Here is a 15,351-nt window from a genome sequence, read left to right as displayed (position 1 = left end):
ACACACGCGATGGCGGCTACGATCTACCACAATCCCAAGTGTTCGACGTCACGGAAGACGTTGCAGCACCTGCGTGACGCCGGGGTTGAACCCACCATCGTGAAGTACCTCGAGGAGCCGCCGACGCGGGCCGAACTCGAGAAGTTGATCTCAGACGCCGGTATCGAGGTCTCCGCAGCGGTCCGCAAGCGCGAGTCGCTGTACAAAGAACTCGACCTCGCCGGCGCCACCGACGATCAGCTCCTCGACGCGATGGTCGCGAACCCGATCTTGATCGAGCGACCATTCGTGGTGACCGACAAGGGCACCCGCCTGACCCGGCCGGTCGAGTCCGTCGACGAGATCCTCTGAGGCAATCCACAATCGGCCCCGTGGTTCGGTGTCGAGGGCATACGTCCCTCCACACCGAACCACGGGGCCGATTTGTGTCGGACTACGGTTGCGCCGGTTTCGGCAACGGCTTCTGGATCCGCGGAATCGCGATTCCCACCAGTCCGCGCACGAGCGCCTTCGTCGTGTCGACGAAGTCGAAGTAGTCACGCCACACCGTGATCAGACCGGCCTCGACCTCGAACCGGCCGCAGACCCAGAACTGCATCCGGAATCTGCCGAGCGAGAGTTCGTCGACCCGCTCGGTCAGCACCACCGACCCGTCGGATGAGATGTTGACCAACTTCACGCCGAAACCCAGGTGCGTCTTCTCCATCGCCCGGAACAATCCGGCGATCGGTTTCTTTCCACGCGTGAAGGTGTAACCGACATTCGCGTATTCGATGTCCGGATGGACCAACTCCAACGCGCCCACGGAGTCGGCCAGTGCCATCGCGTCGAGAAAATTACGGACCGTGTCCGACGGCGTGGTTGCCACCGGAACGTTCCCCGCCTGCGTGATCTCTGTTTCTGTGTTCCCCGTCATGCCGCCCGAGGCTACGCCAACAGTCTCGAAGGTGCCGAGAAACCGCTGGTAGAAGCGGCGAAGTGGGATTTTGCGGCAGCTACGGTATAGTTTGCGCCGTTGTCTCGGCGAGGGTGATCGGTGGTCACCGTAATCGGCGCGGCGTGGTTCTCCCTCCAGGGTGCACTGTGGCTGTCTCGGTTTCTTGTCGGGCCCGAATCCCAGTACCCGAACGAGGAGTCATCTCATGGCAACCGCCAATACCGCCAGCAAGCTTGCTGTCACCATCCGCACCGAAAAAGGCAAGGGTGCCGCTCGTCGCGCACGTCGCGCCGGCAACGTCCCCGCCGTTCTGTACGGCCACGGCACCGACCCCAAGCACCTGAGCGTCCCGGCCCGCGAGTTCGCAGCCATCCTGCGTAACAACGGCCTCAACGCCATCATCGAGCTCGACATCGACGGCGAACTGCAGCTGGCCCTGCCCAAGCAGGTCGACGTTCACCCGATCCGCAACTACATCGAGCACACCGACTTCGTCGTCGTCCGCAAGGGCGAAAAGGTCCAGGTCGAGGTCGCGATCGTCGTCGAAGGCGACGCCATCCCCGGCAGCCTGGTCACCAACGATGCCAGCAGCATCGAGATCGAGGCCGACGCACTGTCGATCCCCGAGCACCTCACCATCTCCGTCGAGGGCCTCGGCGCCGGCAGCACCATCACCGCCGGCGACATCGAACTGCCCGAGGGTGTCACGCTGATCTCCGACCCCGAGACGCTGATCGTTGCCGTCAACGAGTCGCAGACCGCCGACACCACGACCGACGCCGAGGATGCCGCGGAAGCAGCCGCCGAAGCAGCTCCGGAAGAGTAGGGATCACTCCCGCCCGGTCTGCGACAGCCCTGACGCTGTCTGCACCTTCTCCGGCCCGCACACTTCGGTGTTGCGGGCCGGAGTTTTTTCGCCCGCCTCCCGATTGCCGCTGGCCCCGAGCAGTTTGATCGCCACGCCCAGCGCGCTGACCGCCACTCCGGTGACCTCCCAGTGTCCGAATGCGTCACCGAACATCGGCCAGCCGATCAACATAGTCGTCGGCGGAACCAGCAGCAGCAAAGTGCTCGACAGCACCGGCCCGGCCTGTCGGTTCACCCACATGTAGGCACCCCAGCCGCCGAACGTCGACAGTGCGACGACCCAGATGACCGACCCGGCGAACTCGACGGTGACCGGCGGAACCAGCTCGCCCGCAACCACATTCACAGACCAGAACATGACCGCGCCCACCGTGCACTGAACGGCCAGCGCCACCGCCATCGGCTCGGGCGCTTTCAGTATTCGTTGCGCCAGCGTTCCCCCGGACAGCGCCAACATCCCGAAGACGCACAGCAGAAAAGCCCACCACGGCGCGCCGCCCGTGTTCAGCTTCCCCCCGACAACCAACCCCACGCCCGCTATGCCGACGACGAGACCACCCCACTCCCGTCGACCGATCCGCTCTCCGAGAAGCGGGAATGCACAGGCCGCGACCACCAACGGCTGCAGCGAACAGATCAGGGCGGTGATCCCGGCACTGAGACCGGCCTGGACGGCCGCGCAGATCGCACTGAGATACATGCCCTGCATCACCACACCCAGGCCGGCCTGCCGAGCCATCCCCCTGGGCGTCACCCGCCACGGATTGACCTCCGCTTCGCTTCGTCTCCGGTAAGTCCGGTTCATGACGACACAGAACCCGACGAGCAGCACCCCTGCGACCAAGAACCGGCAGGCGAGCAGCATGTGCCACGACGAGTACCTGGCGCCGAGCTCGGCACCGAGGTACCCGGAGCTCCACGTGAGGACCAACAGGATGGACGCTTTAACCATGCGGCTAGGTAAACACACCGGTCGGTATACTTGCAGTGTAGTTTCGCCCAGATCGCTGCCGGACCGGGATCGGAGACACCCCATGACCACCGTCGCCGCACTACAGCTGCCGATCGAGCCGCCGATGACACCGGCCGCCGACCGTATTCTCACCGCCGCCGGGACGCTGTTCTATGGCCGCGGAATCCACGCGGTCGGGGTCGAATCGATCGCGGAGGCCGCCGGTACCACCAAGAAGACGATCTATGACCGATTCGGGTCCAAGGACGGGCTCATCGTCGCGTATCTCCGTCGCCGGAGTCTGCGGTGGCGGTCCCTGGTGCTCGATGTCATCGCCGAACAGTCCCCCGGCCGCGACCAGGCACTCGCGGTGTTCGACGCGACCGATCAGTGGATGGACAACTGGGTCCGCGGCTGCGGCTTCATCAACGCCTATGCCGAACTCGGCGGCACCGAGCATCCCGGCGTAGCGGTGATCGTCGAGGAGAAGTCATGGGTGCGGGGTCTGTTCGAATACATCTGCACCGCAGGGGGTTACGCCGAGCCGGACGTCCTGGCCGGACAACTGACACTGCTCCATGAGGGCAGCATCGTCGCCCGGACCGCGGGCGCCCAGAGCGATGCCTCGGCGCTGGCACGCCGGACCGCCGAGGTCCTTCTGACACCGGATGACAGAATGGCCCGGTGACAGATCCCATCGTGATTGTCGGGCTGGGCAATCCCGGCAGCCGCTATGAGAAGACGCGCCACAATGTGGGCGCGATGGCCATCGACCATCTGGCCGGCAAGCTCGGTGAGAAGTTCAAGGTCCACAAGAAGTCCGGTGCGGCCGTGGCCGTCGGCCGTCTGGCCGGAAAACCGGTGGTCCTGGCCAAGCCCACCTGCTTCATGAACGAATCCGGACGCCAGGTCGGCCCGCTGGCCGCCTTTTATTCGGCACCACCACAATCGCTGATCGTGGTCCACGACGAGCTCGACATCGACTTCGGTGCGGTCCGGCTCAAACGCGGTGGCGGCGAGGGTGGTCACAACGGGTTGCGGTCGATCTCGCAGGCCCTGGGAACCAAGGATTACCTGCGCGTACGTCTGGGTGTCGGTCGTCCTCCCGGGCGGCAAGATCCCGCCGACTTCGTTCTCAAACCGTTCTCCAGCACCGAACGCGCCGAAGTACCCCTCCTGCTTGAAAATGCCACCGACGCGATCGAGTTGCTGATTGAGTACAGCCTGGAAGACGCACAGAACCGCGTCCACGCCTGGTGAGGCGACCTCCGTCGTCGACCTGGGTTTGAACTAGCCTGTTGTGAGCACCACCTGCGGCCGAAACACAGATCAAGCCCGCACTGAGAAGAGGAATCGAATGCCAGTCATCGCTGACCAGACCGGAATCAACAACGTCGGGATTCTCGGCATCGGCGCCTACCGACCTGCTCGGGTGGTCACCAACGAGGAGATCTGCGAACACATCGATTCCAGCGATGAGTGGATCTACACCCGCACCGGAATCAAGAGCCGTCGCTTCTGCGCGCCCGACGAATCCGTCACCACGATGTCCATCGACTCGGGCCGTAAGGCCATTGCCAACGCGCTGCTGAGCGGGTCCGACATCGACGCGGTGATCGTGGCCACCAACACCCACCTGCTGCTCACCCCGGGCGCGGCCACCGCGGTCGCCACGGCCCTCGGTGCCAACGGCGTCCCGGCCTTCGACGTGACCGTCGGCTGCGCCGGCTTCGGGTACGCCATGGGCATCGGCGCAGACATGATCCGCAGCGGCAGCGCCTCGACTGTCCTGGTGATCGGCTCCGAGCAGCTGTCCGTGGCTCTGGACATGACCGACCGCGGCAACTGTTTCATCTTCGGCGACGGAGCCGGTGCAGTCGTGCTGGGCGCCACCAAAGAACAGGGCGTCGGCCCGGTGGTCTGGGGCAGCGACGGTTCGCAGTACGACGCCATCCGCCAGGACATCGACTGGCTGACCTTCCTCGAAGGCGACCGCAAACAGCGACCGTACCTGCGCATGGAGGGCACCAGCGTGTTCCGCTGGGCCGCGTTCGAGATGGGCAAGGTCGCCCAACGCGCCCTCGAGGCCGCCAAGATCGACGCACAAGAACTCGACGTGTTCGTACCGCACCAGGCCAACTCTCGGATCAATGAGCTGCTCGCGCGCGGCCTCAAACTGCGCGAGGGTGCCGTGGTCGCCAACGACATCGAGCACACCGGTAACACCTCTGCTGCCTCGATCCCGCTGGCGATGGAAGACCTGCTCTCCACCGGTAAGGCCAAGCCCGGTGACACCGCACTGCTGCTCGGCTACGGCGCCGGCCTGAGCTACGCCGCCCAGGTGGTCAAACTCCCGCCCGTCCCCTTCGAGTAGTCCCCCACCTCACCCCCGTCGACCGTGCCCATAACACCGTCGACCGTGCATTAATCACCGTCGACCGGGCCGAAAATGCACGTCGATCCCGGCACCAAGCGAGGTTCGGCACGCTCGACGGTCGGTTCGGCACGCTCGACGGTCGGTTCGGCACGCTCGACGGTCGGTTCGGCACGCTCGACGGGGGTGGCGGGGATGTGCGATTGGTCCTGCATAGGGCGAGGTCTGTAGCCTTTCCTCGTGAGTTCTGAAGTCAGCACGTCGTCCGGTACCGGTTCTGCAACCAGTCGGGCCGCTTTGGCCCGCGAGGTGGCGCGTCGCCGCACTTTCGCGATCATCTCCCACCCCGACGCCGGTAAGTCGACGATGACCGAGGCGCTGGCGCTGCATGCCCGGATGATCAGTGAGGCCGGTGCCATCCACGGCAAGGCCGGCCGCCGCTCCACCGTCTCCGACTGGATGGAGATGGAAAAGCAGCGCGGTATCTCCGTGAGCTCGACGGCACTGCAGTTCAACTATCGCCTCGAAGGTGGCGACGTGGACGAGGTGAACGTGATCAACCTGGTCGACACCCCCGGTCACGCCGACTTCTCCGAGGACACCTACCGCGTCCTGACGGCCGTCGACGCCGCGGTCATGTTGATCGACGCCGCCAAGGGCCTCGAGCCGCAGACACTCAAGCTCTTCCAGGTCTGTCGCCACCGCGGTATCCCGATCATCACCATCATCAACAAATGGGACCGCCCGGGCCAGACCCCGCTCGAACTCATCGACGAGATCACCGAGCGCATCGGCCTGACCCCCACGCCCCTGTACTTCCCGGTCGGTATCGCCGGAGATTTCCGTGGCCTGCTCGACCGGCGCACCGGCGAGTACATCCATTTCACCCGGACCGCGGGCGGCGCCACCATCGCCCCCGAAGAGCTTCTGGACGCCGACGCCGCGCTGGCCAAGGAGGGCGAAGAGTGGGCGACCGCCGTCGAGGAGAGCGAACTGCTCTCCGAGATGGGCCAGGACCACGACCAGGAGCTGTTCCTGGCCGGACAGACCTCACCGATGATCTTCGCCTCCGCGATGCTCAACTTCGGTGTGCGGCAGCTACTTCAGGCCCTGGTCGAGCTCGCTCCCCCGCCCCAGGGTCGCGCAGCGATCGACGGCACCGTCCGCGAGGTCACCGATCCGTTCAGCGCCGTCGTCTTCAAGGTGCAGGCCGGCATGGACTCGTCGCACCGAGATCGCCTGGCGTACATGCGCATTGTGTCCGGCGTGTTCGACCGCGGAATGGTCGTCACCCACGCCCAGACCGGTAAACCCTTCGCCACCAAGTACGCCCAGGCCGTGTTCGGCCGCGACCGCTCGACGGTCGATACCGCCTACCCCGGTGATGTCGTCGGACTGGTCAACGCGATGGCGCTGGCACCCGGCGACACCCTGTACACCGACGTCAAGGTGCAGTTCCCGCCGATCCCGTCGTTCGCGCCCGAACACTTCTCGGTGTGCCGGGCCGAGTCGGCAGGCAAGTACAAGCAGTTCCGCAAGGCGATCGACCAACTCGATTCCGAAGGTGTGGTCCAGGTCCTGCGCAACGAGATCCGCGGCGACGCGGCTCCGGTACTCGCGGCCGTCGGACCCATGCAGTTCGAGGTCGTCGCGGCCCGGATGAAGACCGAGTTCGGTATCGAGGCACGCTTCGAGCCGCTGCCGTACACGCTGGCGCGCCGTACCGACGAGACCAGCGTCGACGAACTGAACCGCCAGCGCGGCGTCGAGGTCTTCACCCGTAGCGACGGTGCGCTGCTCGCGCTCGTCAGCGACAAGTGGCGCCTGCAGTACATCGAGAAGGAACACGCCGACCTCACCCTGGAACCGTTGGTGGCGGCGGCAGATTGATGCCACGGTCGGCTTCCGTCCTGGCCGCCGGACTCGTCACCGCCGCCGCGATCCTGTCCGGCTGCAGTGACGGGTCCCGACCCGCCGATGCCACCGCGACATCATCGACCCCGGCGTCGGCCGCATCGCACACGGTGAGCGCCGAAGTGGCGGCGGCGCGGTGCCAGGAGTCCTCGCCCCGCGGTCCCGTCGATCACACCTTGGAAGGGTTTGCCTTCGATTCGGGCTCGGCCACGGTCTCGGTGACGGCGCCGGGTCGGGACGCCCGCTGCCACAGCTATCCACGGTGGGGCAACGCCGACCCGGCCGTGCCCATCGACAGTCTGCTGTTCCTGTTCAAGGGTCCGGGTTCGGATGGCGTGACCATCGACATGGCCGTCGGCGACCTCACCCAGCGCACCAAGGTCGTCGCCAAGGTGGCCGTGTCGATCGGTGGAACCACCTATCAGGGCGAGGGTTGCAGCATGGATCTCACCGCGCTGTCGAGCGCCGGTGTCGCCGGCTCGTTCTCCTGCCCCACCGCCACCGCGGTGTTCGGCAATCCCCTTGCGCCACTGGACGACCCCGCAACCGAACCGTCGACGTCAGCGCCTCTGCCCATCGCCTCGATCACGGGTTGGTTCGCCACCGAGCCGTGACAACTCCGAGCCACGGAACGATCGTCACAACTCAGGCCGTGACGTCGAACGCCGGGGAGGTGCCCGTGAAGCCGTGGACCTTTCCGTCACCGGTGCGATGGTCCCCCTGGTACCGGATCCGGTACCGGCCCGTTGTTCCCGCGTTCGTGTTCCACAGGACGGTGATCACGGAGGCGTCGAGACTTGCCGGTGGCCGCGACCACCGCAGTTCCGTCGACCACGCGTTGTCATCGAATACTCGCTGCCAGGTCCCGTCGATCCACTGCTCGACCACCGTGTAGGTGTCGGCGCGGCGCAGGTTGTTGTTCGGATGCGCCCCGACAAACTCGACCGACACCGTCTGGCCCGCACGATATCCGGACTTCGGCGCCTTGAGCACATCCCCGTACCTGCGGCCGGCCACCGGCGCGTCCGGCGGCGGCGCCGGCACCAGATCCGGCTGAAATCCCGACTTGTTCAGCGGCGCCGGACCACGCGGCGGTGGTATACCGGCGGCCAGCGCACCGGCCAATTTGTCGAAACTCTGCATGTACGCCGGCAGCGTCCACCGGCCGAACTGTGTCTCACCGCCTTCATAGTGTTGCGCCACATACTCTTCGGGCGTGGTCACGTATTGGCTGTATCCGTTGGCATAACCCTGCAGCAGAACATCGTCGAGCGAAACCCGTAGCGCAACGGCGACGATCTGCCGGACCCGTAGGCCCGAGACGATCGTGAACTCCGCCGGCGCCGCGGCCAGTACCAGATCACCGATCCGCATGATCTGGATCGGCATCACCTGCGGAATCCACGGCGCCGGCGGGAGCAACCCCAGCGGTGCAGCGATCAGTTTGGGCGCCTGCACATCCCGAATCCACGGTGAGATCGGGGCGTCGAGGCCACCGACCGCCGCGACCAGCGGATTGACCTGGCCCTCATAGAAGAACGGCAACGGTTGCTCGTAGTTGTCCTCGGTGCTCGTGGCCACCGCACCGGCCCCCATCATCGCCGGGGAGGTTCGGGCGGGTTTGCCGTCGGGCGTGTACGAACCGTCGATGGCGACATCGGAGAAATCCACGTACTGGATCACCGATTCGACACCGGACCTTGTCATTCCGGACGCGGCGGAATACGCCTGCCGGCCGGCTTGATACTGCCGTTCACCGATGATCGCGCAGTTGGCCCGGTTGTCCTTGGTGGGACCGGACGGCGAGAACGGCACCAGATTCAGGTTGGGTGTCATGTCGCCGGCGTTGGTCTGGGGAAACGCCGCGACCACACCCGGATCATCGTGCTCCCACCGATGACTGGCGTATCCCTTGTTGTCGACGGTGATCAACTTGTTGTGATCGGCCATCGACGTGCCATGGGTGGAGAACCAGGTGATGACGCCGATGTCGTTGCCGCCCTGGCTGAGCCGGAGCACCGTGACCGCCGGATCGATGCCGTCGGGGAACACACGCTTTTCGGGGTCGGGGTTGAGGTCGAAGGCCGTCCGGGACCGTTGCGCGCTGGCGTTGTGGAGTTCACCGCGGCCCAGGCTGATCGACCCCGGCGCCAGCGAATCATGGGCTCGGCAGATCGAATCGTAGATACCGTCAACCTCGGCCTGGTATGAGTTCTTCTTGAATCCGAACGCCGCGAGGGAGTAGGCGTAGTCCCACGCCGTCCCACCGCACGAGTTGTGATTGTGGGTGGCATTGAGATTGACGTTCGACTCTGTGTAGAGCGGACCGAATCGTGACCTCAGCTTCGCCAGCACCCCGAAATGGATCGATTCGAACAGACAGGCCGAATCGGCGGTGACAAAGACGACCCGGTTACCCGTCGCGTTGTCGACGATGATGTAAGCCCTTGACCAGTAACGCATGTGCAGACCTTCGGCGACCTGCGCCGGTTGCGAATAACCCATCATGCCCTGTCCGGCCACGGCGCCGGTCATGTCGGCCCGCCCGGCCCCGACCAGATACCCGCCGGCCGGATCGGCTCCGGCCGAACCGGCACCGACCGCGCCGAAAGCACTGCCCGCCCCCGCGACCACCGTGCCCGCCGCCATGGTGCCGAGCATCTGACGCCTCGACAGTTGTGGTCCAACACCATTCATACAATCCGCCCCTATTCGCTGTTGATCACCGATCCGAGCACCGACTCCAGGTACGGGTTCACGAAGACACCACCCGGGTCGAGTTCTTCTCGCACCGAAAGGAATTCATCAAACCTCGGATAGACCGAGCGGAGATATGCACTGCTCTGCGTGTGCATCTTCCCCCAGTGCGGCCGACCACCGTGGGCGACCATGATCTGTTCGACGTCGTCGAAGTACCGGTCCTGCAGGTCGCCGTGATAGCGGTGGACGGCGATGTAGCCACTCTTGCGCCCGGACGCGGTGGACAACATCAGATCGTCGGCGGCCGCCGCGCGCACCTCGACCGGGAAGCTGACCCGGTAGCCGCGGGCCTCGATCACTCGGCGAATCTCGCCGAGTGCCTGCGGAACCCGCTCGAGCGGTATCGCATATTCCATCTCCCGGAACCTGACGTTGCGCGCCGAGACGAACACCGCGGTCGAGGTATCGGTGTACGTGCGCGCCGACAGGACGTTGCCGGCCAGGGAATTGAACTTCGGCACCACCGCGGGGAACCTGGCACCGAGCGCGCACATGGCCCCGAACAGGTGATTGCTGACCAGATCGTCGTCGACATAGCGCCGCAGCTTCCCAGGACCTGACCGCGGGGTGTCGATCGGCATCCGGGTGTTCGTCTTGGTCAGCGCATATCCGGTATGCGGAAACCAGAAGAACTCGTGATGATCATGTGTTTCGACGGTGTCCAGAAATGACTCGAGGACCTTGTCCACCGGTTCCGGCCGTTCGGTTGCCTGCAGGGCGAACGCCGGAACGCACTGCAGCGTGATCTCGGTGATCACACCCAGCGCGCCGAGACCGAGTGCTGCGGCGGACAACAACCGCGGCTCATCGGAACCCAGCGTGCGCACGTCCCCGGTACCTGTCACCAACGTCAACCCGACGATCTGGGTACTGATGCCGCCGAATCGCACCCCCGTTCCGTGTGTTCCGGTGGAGGTGGCGCCAGAGATCGTCTGCGCATCGACGTCTCCGAGGTTCGCCATGGCCAACCCGTGTGGCGCCAGTAGTCCCGGGATCTGCTGCAGTGTTGTCCCGGCCTGCAGGGTCACCTGCATCGATTCGGTGTCCACAGCGACCAGACCGCACATCGCCGACAGGTCCAGCTGAATGCCCGGTGCCACCGCGATCGCGCTGAAGCTGTGACCCGACCCGACCGGCTTGACCGTCGACCCGTCCGCGCGGGCCTGCGCGACCACCGCGGCGATCTCGTCGCGACCGCAGGGCCGGACAACCCGTTCGGGAATCGCCGATTCTGTACCGCCCCAATTGCGCCAGACCAGGGGCCCGCTCACAGAAACGACTTCCCTTCGCCGCGGTACGTCGGCATCTCGCCGATGACCACGCCGTGGTCGACCACCAAAACCGTGTTCACATGTTCACTGAGTTCACCGGACTTGGTGTGCCGCAACCACACCCAGTCTCCCACCGACAGCGTCTGCGCAGACTTACCACGCAGCGGCGTCTGCACCTCGCCGGCGGCCTCCCGAGGCAGATAGCTCAGACCGGGAGGCCAGACCGGCAGCGGAAGCCGGTCTTGCCCCGGCGAACCCGACGCGATCCATCCCCCACCGAGGCAGGTCACCATGCTGCGGCTGGGGATCCGGACCACCGACAGACCGAACGCCATCGCCGGCGCGGGTTTGAAATGGGCATAGGTGTCGAACAGGTGCCCACCGAAGAAGCCGCTTCCGGCGGCGATATCGGTCACCGACAGATCGGCGGCGGTGACTTCTATCGAACCGGTACCACCGGCGTTCACGAACTCGAGGTCGGTGATCTGCCTGATCGCGGCGACGACCTCACCTCGGCGGCCGACCAGCTCCTCCATCGAACGGCGCTGCATGTCGCAGATGAGGTTGTTACGCAACCGCTTCCCGACGATCTCGTTGCCGACACCGGCCACCTGCGCCTCGTACGACATCAGGCCGACCAACGTCATCCCGGAGCGGTTGACGATCTCGGAGGCCAGGTCGACCGCCTCGGCGACCGTCCGGATCGGGGACCTGCGCACGCCGACATGTCCGAGCAAGGGTGCTCTGTACGAGGCGTCGAGGTCGATGGCGATCCGCAGCGGGCCGGCGGCTCCGGGCAGGCCCGAGCGAGTTCTGGCCGCTTCGATGAGGTCGAGCTGGGCCACCGAATCGACCAGCAGGGTGACCCGCTGCGCGGCGACCGGGTCGGCCGCCAGGCGTGCGATCGCATGCCGACCACTACTGGGATATCCGACGAGTACATCGGCGACGTCACCGGCTGTCGCCAGCCAATGCGCTTCGGCCACATCGTATGCGAGCACACCGGCGAATCCGTCCACCGCCAGGATCTGCTCGATCACCGACCTGATCCGCAGCGACTTGGAGGCGACGCGGATGGGCACCCCCGCGGCCCGCGACCGCAGATCGGCCAGATTGTGCCGCAGTGCCGTCAGCTCCAGCACCGCAATCGGACCATCCGGGTCACCGCGATCCCGGACCGCTGAATCTATTGCACCCCAATACGATTCCGGATCGGCCGCCCACGGCCAATCGGGCCGCATGGTCGAGGTGGCCAGATCCAGGTCAGGAATGTTCACGTCGACGTTCATGAGGCGGACGGATCTGTCAGGTGGCCCAGGAGGGCGGCAACGGTCGCGTCGATGATGCGTTCGGCGACCTCACGATCGCCGGTGTTGAGATAGGCCAGTGTCAGACCGTCTGTGGCGGCCACCACCAGCGGCGCCAGATACTCCGGATCAGTGGCCCAGGTGGCGCCCATCGCGGTGGCCGCGGCCTCCAGTGACACCTGAGCGATTTCGTAGTACCGGGTGTACAGGCGGGTGGCGAAGTGTTCGAGGCCGTCGGTTCGTCGGGCGTACTGGCCGAGCGTGATCATCGCCGCTTCCCGGCCGGGATCGGCGACGACGCTCTCCAGGTACGACATCAGACCGGCCCTGATCAGCGCGCCGATGTCGTCCGGCAACTTCCAGTCATCCGTGTCGAGCGCCCCCGCGGTGTCCGGCGGGCCCAGCGGTGCGGTGAGCGTTGCCAGTTCGTCGGAGGTGCCCCGCGCAACCAGCTCGGCGAGCAGCTCATCCCGCGACTCGAACGCGTAGTGGAAGCTGGCCAGCGACATCCGCGCCTCCGCACTGATCCGGCGGGTCGTCGCGGCCTCCACCCCATGATCGGCGATGACCCGGAACGCAGCGCGCACCAGCAGGTCACGCCGCACCTCCACAGACATCCGTGCCACGCAGTCCCCCGCCTGCCCGATGTGGGTCAAACGACCCACTGTTGCGTGCGAGGGTAGGCGAATACGACCGAACGCGCTACCGCAGAAACCATGAACGCCCCGCCTGCACGGGGCCCTCCACATGAATTGCGGAGAAGATTCGTACAGGCAGAGCGATGAGGGTAATCCACTACGGCCCGGAGGGGTCAGAGCCATCCCGGAGGCTCAGTAAGGGCCGTAGACGTTGTCGATCGAACCGTACTTGTCGGCCGCATAGTTGCAGGCAGCGACGATATTGGAGACCGGATCCCAGATGTCGTACACGGTGCCCTCCACGTGGTAGGCGGCGTAGGTCGGGTCGATCACCTGCAGCAGGCCCTTGGACGGGATACCGGCCGCGGCGTTCGAGTCCCAGAGATTGATGGCCTGCGGATTACCGGTCGACTCACGCATGATGTTGCGCATGATCCCGTCATAACTCGCCGGGATGTTGTGTGCGGCCAGGATGTCGAGTGCCTCACGGATCCAGCCATCGAGGTTGTCCTCGTACACCGGGGCCGGCGGCGCTTCCGGGGCGACAACCGCATCAGGGGCCGGCTCCTCGACCACCGACCCCTCCTCCACCGGGGCCTCGGCAGCAGCAGGCGCCTCGGTCTCGGTCGGCGCTGCGATCGCGGCCTCGGCAGCAGTCCTGGCCGCCGCGACGGGTTGGTCGGCGCCGGCCGGTTCGTCGGTGACGATCGCCCCGGTGACAAGCGTCGCCGCGATCGCCACCGTGACGACGCCACCGACGTAGCGGACGCGTGAACGTGATGCGCCGACCCGGGCACGCCGGACCAACGTCGAGATATCAAACCTAGAGATATTAAACTTCGATATATAAAACTTAGATAGATCAAACATTTAACCGGGTTCCTGGTGTGATTCGGCAGGCAGCAGAAGGCCTCCAGAACGCAGTGGCACTCACGGTGATGTCGGCCAACGCTGTCGATCGGTTTGTTAAACAGGGGACGTTGGTGTCCCGGGCGCATAGCGCAATCGAGCCAACCGACTACCGGGTACGGCCGAGGATCACGGCGGCGACCACGTGGCGATGTGAGCCCCGATGGCCGTGGCAGGACCCCGGATTGCGCATGCGAGGCGCATGGGCATGGCTATTCATCCTTCTCGTGCGGCAGATATTACGTCTGCGTTTCGCTCCGATAACAGATTGGTATCCACACCTGAGAAATACCTGAGAAAGACTCGTCAAGTCAGGTCTGCGAAGCACCTTCTGCGGCCCTTGTGTTCCCTAAAAAGCGGTGTGCGTTGCGAATTCGCCGAAACACCCTCGTGACAGGTCTCACATGATTAATTGACGACATACGGGTATGAAAAGCCCACAATGCCGCGCAATGGTTATAGTTCCGCGACCGACTGAATCCGCGTCTCACAGGTCGATCTGGACGATGATCGCCGCACAATGAACGGGTGCGGGGACTGTGAGCCTGGTCCCGTCGACCGAACGCGCTACCTCAGAAACCACGAACGCCCCGTCTGTACGGGCCCTCCACAGGAATTGCGGAGAGTCTTCGTACAGGCGGAGCGCTGGGGGGTTACTGCTCAGAGGGACGGCGGACCCGTCAGCCGGCCTCAGTATGCGCCGTTGACGTTGTCCATCGAGCCGTACTTGTGCGCTGCATAGTTGCAGGCGGCGACGATGTTCGAGACCGGATCCCAGATGTCGAACACGGTGCCCTCGACGTGGTAGGCCGCGTAGGTCGGGTCGATCACCTGAAGCAGGCCCTTGGACGGGATGCCGGCCGCGGCATTCGAGTCCCACAGGTTGATGGCGGCCGGGTTACCGGTCGATTCACGCATGATGTTGCGCATGATCCCGTCGTAGCTCGCCGGGATGTTATTCGCGGACAGGATGTCGAGTGACTGACGGATCCAGCCGTCGAGGTTGTTCTCGTAAACCGGGGCCGGGGGTGGCTCCGGCGCCGCAACTGGCTCGGGTGCGGGCTCGGCGGCAGCAGGTACGGGCTCCACGACTGCGGGCTCGACCGGGGCGGCGACCGCGGCTTCGGTCTCGGTCTCGGTCGTCGTCTCGACGACGGCCGTTTCGGTGGCAGACTTCGTGACCGCGGCCGTGTCGGCGCTGGCGGGCTCATCGGTGATGAACGCCCCGGCCGTGAGCGTGGCGGCAATCGCCAGCGTGGCGGCGCCACCGACGTAGCGGGCGTGCGTGTGCGATGCGCCGCTCCGGGCATCCTGGAGCAACTTCGAAAAAGCGAACATGTAACTGATTCCTAGATTTGATTCGGCCGACTGACGGCGGGCAGCAGACAACCTCGCCAGGTGCGGTCACACTCGCGGCGATGT

16 protein-coding genes are annotated in these 15,351 nt (G+C 65.3%); 7 read left to right on the top strand and 9 right to left on the bottom strand.

The features are described 5' to 3' along the window. The first annotated feature begins 9 nt into the window (after window positions 1-9). On the top strand, window positions 10-351 hold the full coding sequence (arsC, locus tag AC51GR_RS21770) for an arsenate reductase (glutaredoxin) (RefSeq protein ID WP_496326733.1): 342 nt from the start codon (window positions 10-12) through the stop codon (window positions 349-351). Window positions 352-433: 82 nt separating this feature from the next. Here the strand turns inward: arsC and AC51GR_RS21765 are convergent, their stop codons facing one another. After that, entirely contained in the window at window positions 434-916 is a 483-nt protein-coding gene (locus AC51GR_RS21765; RefSeq protein WP_496326732.1) for a limonene-1,2-epoxide hydrolase family protein, read from the bottom strand. A 226-nt stretch (window positions 917-1,142) separates the two neighbouring features. Here AC51GR_RS21765 and AC51GR_RS21760 point away from each other — a divergent pair, with 226 nt between their 5' ends. Further along, on the top strand, window positions 1,143-1,763 hold the full coding sequence (locus tag AC51GR_RS21760) for a 50S ribosomal protein L25/general stress protein Ctc (protein WP_496326731.1): 621 nt from the start codon (window positions 1,143-1,145) through the stop codon (window positions 1,761-1,763). Window positions 1,764-1,766: 3 nt separating this feature from the next. Here AC51GR_RS21760 and AC51GR_RS21755 read toward each other — a convergent pair whose 3' ends face one another. After that, on the bottom strand, window positions 1,767-2,756 hold the full coding sequence (locus AC51GR_RS21755; protein WP_496326730.1) for a DMT family transporter: 990 nt from the start codon (window positions 2,754-2,756) through the stop codon (window positions 1,767-1,769). An 82-nt stretch (window positions 2,757-2,838) separates the two neighbouring features. On the opposite strand from AC51GR_RS21755, the gene AC51GR_RS21750 reads away from it, so the two are divergent. The 3 genes from AC51GR_RS21750 to AC51GR_RS21740 all read left to right on the top strand — a co-directional run bounded on the left by AC51GR_RS21750 (window position 2,839) and on the right by AC51GR_RS21740 (window position 5,130). Next, window positions 2,839-3,444, top strand: coding sequence for a TetR/AcrR family transcriptional regulator (locus AC51GR_RS21750; RefSeq protein ID WP_496326729.1), 606 nt, complete (start codon window positions 2,839-2,841; stop codon window positions 3,442-3,444). After that, window positions 3,441-4,016: an aminoacyl-tRNA hydrolase gene (gene pth / locus AC51GR_RS21745; RefSeq protein ID WP_496326728.1), complete on the top strand. Its 576-nt coding sequence runs from the start codon at window positions 3,441-3,443 to the stop codon at window positions 4,014-4,016. Before AC51GR_RS21750 ends, pth begins: the two co-directional genes overlap by 4 nt. Before the next feature lie 97 nt (window positions 4,017-4,113). After that, window positions 4,114-5,130: a beta-ketoacyl-ACP synthase III gene (locus AC51GR_RS21740; protein WP_496326727.1), complete on the top strand. Its 1,017-nt coding sequence runs from the start codon at window positions 4,114-4,116 to the stop codon at window positions 5,128-5,130. Between the two features lie 50 nt (window positions 5,131-5,180). On the opposite strand, the gene AC51GR_RS21735 is transcribed toward AC51GR_RS21740, so the two are convergent. Then, window positions 5,181-5,345 carry a hypothetical protein gene (locus AC51GR_RS21735; RefSeq protein WP_496326726.1) on the bottom strand — a complete coding sequence of 55 codons (165 nt, stop codon included), beginning with the start codon at window positions 5,343-5,345 and terminating at the stop codon, window positions 5,181-5,183. 25 nt (window positions 5,346-5,370) lie between these two features. On the opposite strand from AC51GR_RS21735, the gene AC51GR_RS21730 reads away from it, so the two are divergent. Beyond that, the gene (locus AC51GR_RS21730; protein WP_496326725.1) at window positions 5,371-7,020 is read left to right on the top strand and encodes a peptide chain release factor 3; all 1,650 of its coding nucleotides are present in this window, start codon (window positions 5,371-5,373) and stop codon (window positions 7,018-7,020) included. Continuing rightward, window positions 7,020-7,658 carry a hypothetical protein gene (locus AC51GR_RS21725; RefSeq protein ID WP_496326724.1) on the top strand — a complete coding sequence of 213 codons (639 nt, stop codon included), beginning with the start codon at window positions 7,020-7,022 and terminating at the stop codon, window positions 7,656-7,658. Before AC51GR_RS21730 ends, AC51GR_RS21725 begins: the two co-directional genes overlap by 1 nt. Before the next feature lie 31 nt (window positions 7,659-7,689). Here the strand turns inward: AC51GR_RS21725 and AC51GR_RS21720 are convergent, their stop codons facing one another. The 6 genes from AC51GR_RS21720 to AC51GR_RS21695 form a co-directional block, all read right to left on the bottom strand. After that, window positions 7,690-9,741: a neutral/alkaline ceramidase gene (locus AC51GR_RS21720; RefSeq protein ID WP_496326723.1), complete on the bottom strand. Its 2,052-nt coding sequence runs from the start codon at window positions 9,739-9,741 to the stop codon at window positions 7,690-7,692. Window positions 9,742-9,752: 11 nt separating this feature from the next. After that, entirely contained in the window at window positions 9,753-11,075 is a 1,323-nt protein-coding gene (locus tag AC51GR_RS21715; RefSeq protein ID WP_496326722.1) for a D-arabinono-1,4-lactone oxidase, read from the bottom strand. Beyond that, window positions 11,072-12,316, bottom strand: coding sequence for an alanine racemase (locus tag AC51GR_RS21710; RefSeq protein ID WP_496326766.1), 1,245 nt, complete (start codon window positions 12,314-12,316; stop codon window positions 11,072-11,074). The genes AC51GR_RS21715 and AC51GR_RS21710 overlap by 4 nt, the downstream gene beginning before the upstream one ends. Before the next feature lie 44 nt (window positions 12,317-12,360). Continuing rightward, window positions 12,361-12,999, bottom strand: a complete 639-nt coding sequence (locus AC51GR_RS21705) for a TetR/AcrR family transcriptional regulator (protein WP_496326721.1) — start codon at window positions 12,997-12,999, stop codon at window positions 12,361-12,363. A 213-nt stretch (window positions 13,000-13,212) separates the two neighbouring features. Next, on the bottom strand, window positions 13,213-13,827 hold the full coding sequence (locus AC51GR_RS21700; RefSeq protein ID WP_496326720.1) for a transglycosylase SLT domain-containing protein: 615 nt from the start codon (window positions 13,825-13,827) through the stop codon (window positions 13,213-13,215). Between the two features lie 792 nt (window positions 13,828-14,619). Next, the gene (locus AC51GR_RS21695) at window positions 14,620-15,267 is read right to left on the bottom strand and encodes a transglycosylase SLT domain-containing protein (protein ID WP_496326719.1); all 648 of its coding nucleotides are present in this window, start codon (window positions 15,265-15,267) and stop codon (window positions 14,620-14,622) included. Window positions 15,268-15,351: the final 84 nt, after the last annotated feature.

Source organism: Williamsia sp. z71, assembly GCF_059553375.1.
Note: the sequence above shows the minus strand (reverse complement) of the source record. Positions and strands in the feature narration are given on the sequence as shown.

Coding starts and splice junctions, on each gene's coding strand:
- arsC (WP_496326733.1), top strand. CDS start 10: ATGGCGGCTACGATCTACCACAATCCCAAGTGTTCGACGTCACGGAAG.
- AC51GR_RS21765 (WP_496326732.1), bottom strand. CDS start 916: ATGACGGGGAACACAGAAACAGAGATCACGCAGGCGGGGAACGTTCCG.
- AC51GR_RS21760 (WP_496326731.1), top strand. CDS start 1,143: ATGGCAACCGCCAATACCGCCAGCAAGCTTGCTGTCACCATCCGCACC.
- AC51GR_RS21755 (WP_496326730.1), bottom strand. CDS start 2,756: ATGGTTAAAGCGTCCATCCTGTTGGTCCTCACGTGGAGCTCCGGGTAC.
- AC51GR_RS21750 (WP_496326729.1), top strand. CDS start 2,839: ATGACCACCGTCGCCGCACTACAGCTGCCGATCGAGCCGCCGATGACA.
- AC51GR_RS21740 (WP_496326727.1), top strand. CDS start 4,114: ATGCCAGTCATCGCTGACCAGACCGGAATCAACAACGTCGGGATTCTC.
- AC51GR_RS21735 (WP_496326726.1), bottom strand. CDS start 5,345: ATGCAGGACCAATCGCACATCCCCGCCACCCCCGTCGAGCGTGCCGAA.
- AC51GR_RS21725 (WP_496326724.1), top strand. CDS start 7,020: ATGCCACGGTCGGCTTCCGTCCTGGCCGCCGGACTCGTCACCGCCGCC.
- AC51GR_RS21720 (WP_496326723.1), bottom strand. CDS start 9,741: ATGAATGGTGTTGGACCACAACTGTCGAGGCGTCAGATGCTCGGCACC.
- AC51GR_RS21710 (WP_496326766.1), bottom strand. CDS start 12,316: ATGCGGCCCGATTGGCCGTGGGCGGCCGATCCGGAATCGTATTGGGGT.
- AC51GR_RS21705 (WP_496326721.1), bottom strand. CDS start 12,999: ATGTCTGTGGAGGTGCGGCGTGACCTGCTGGTGCGCGCTGCGTTCCGG.
- AC51GR_RS21695 (WP_496326719.1), bottom strand. CDS start 15,267: ATGTTCGCTTTTTCGAAGTTGCTCCAGGATGCCCGGAGCGGCGCATCG.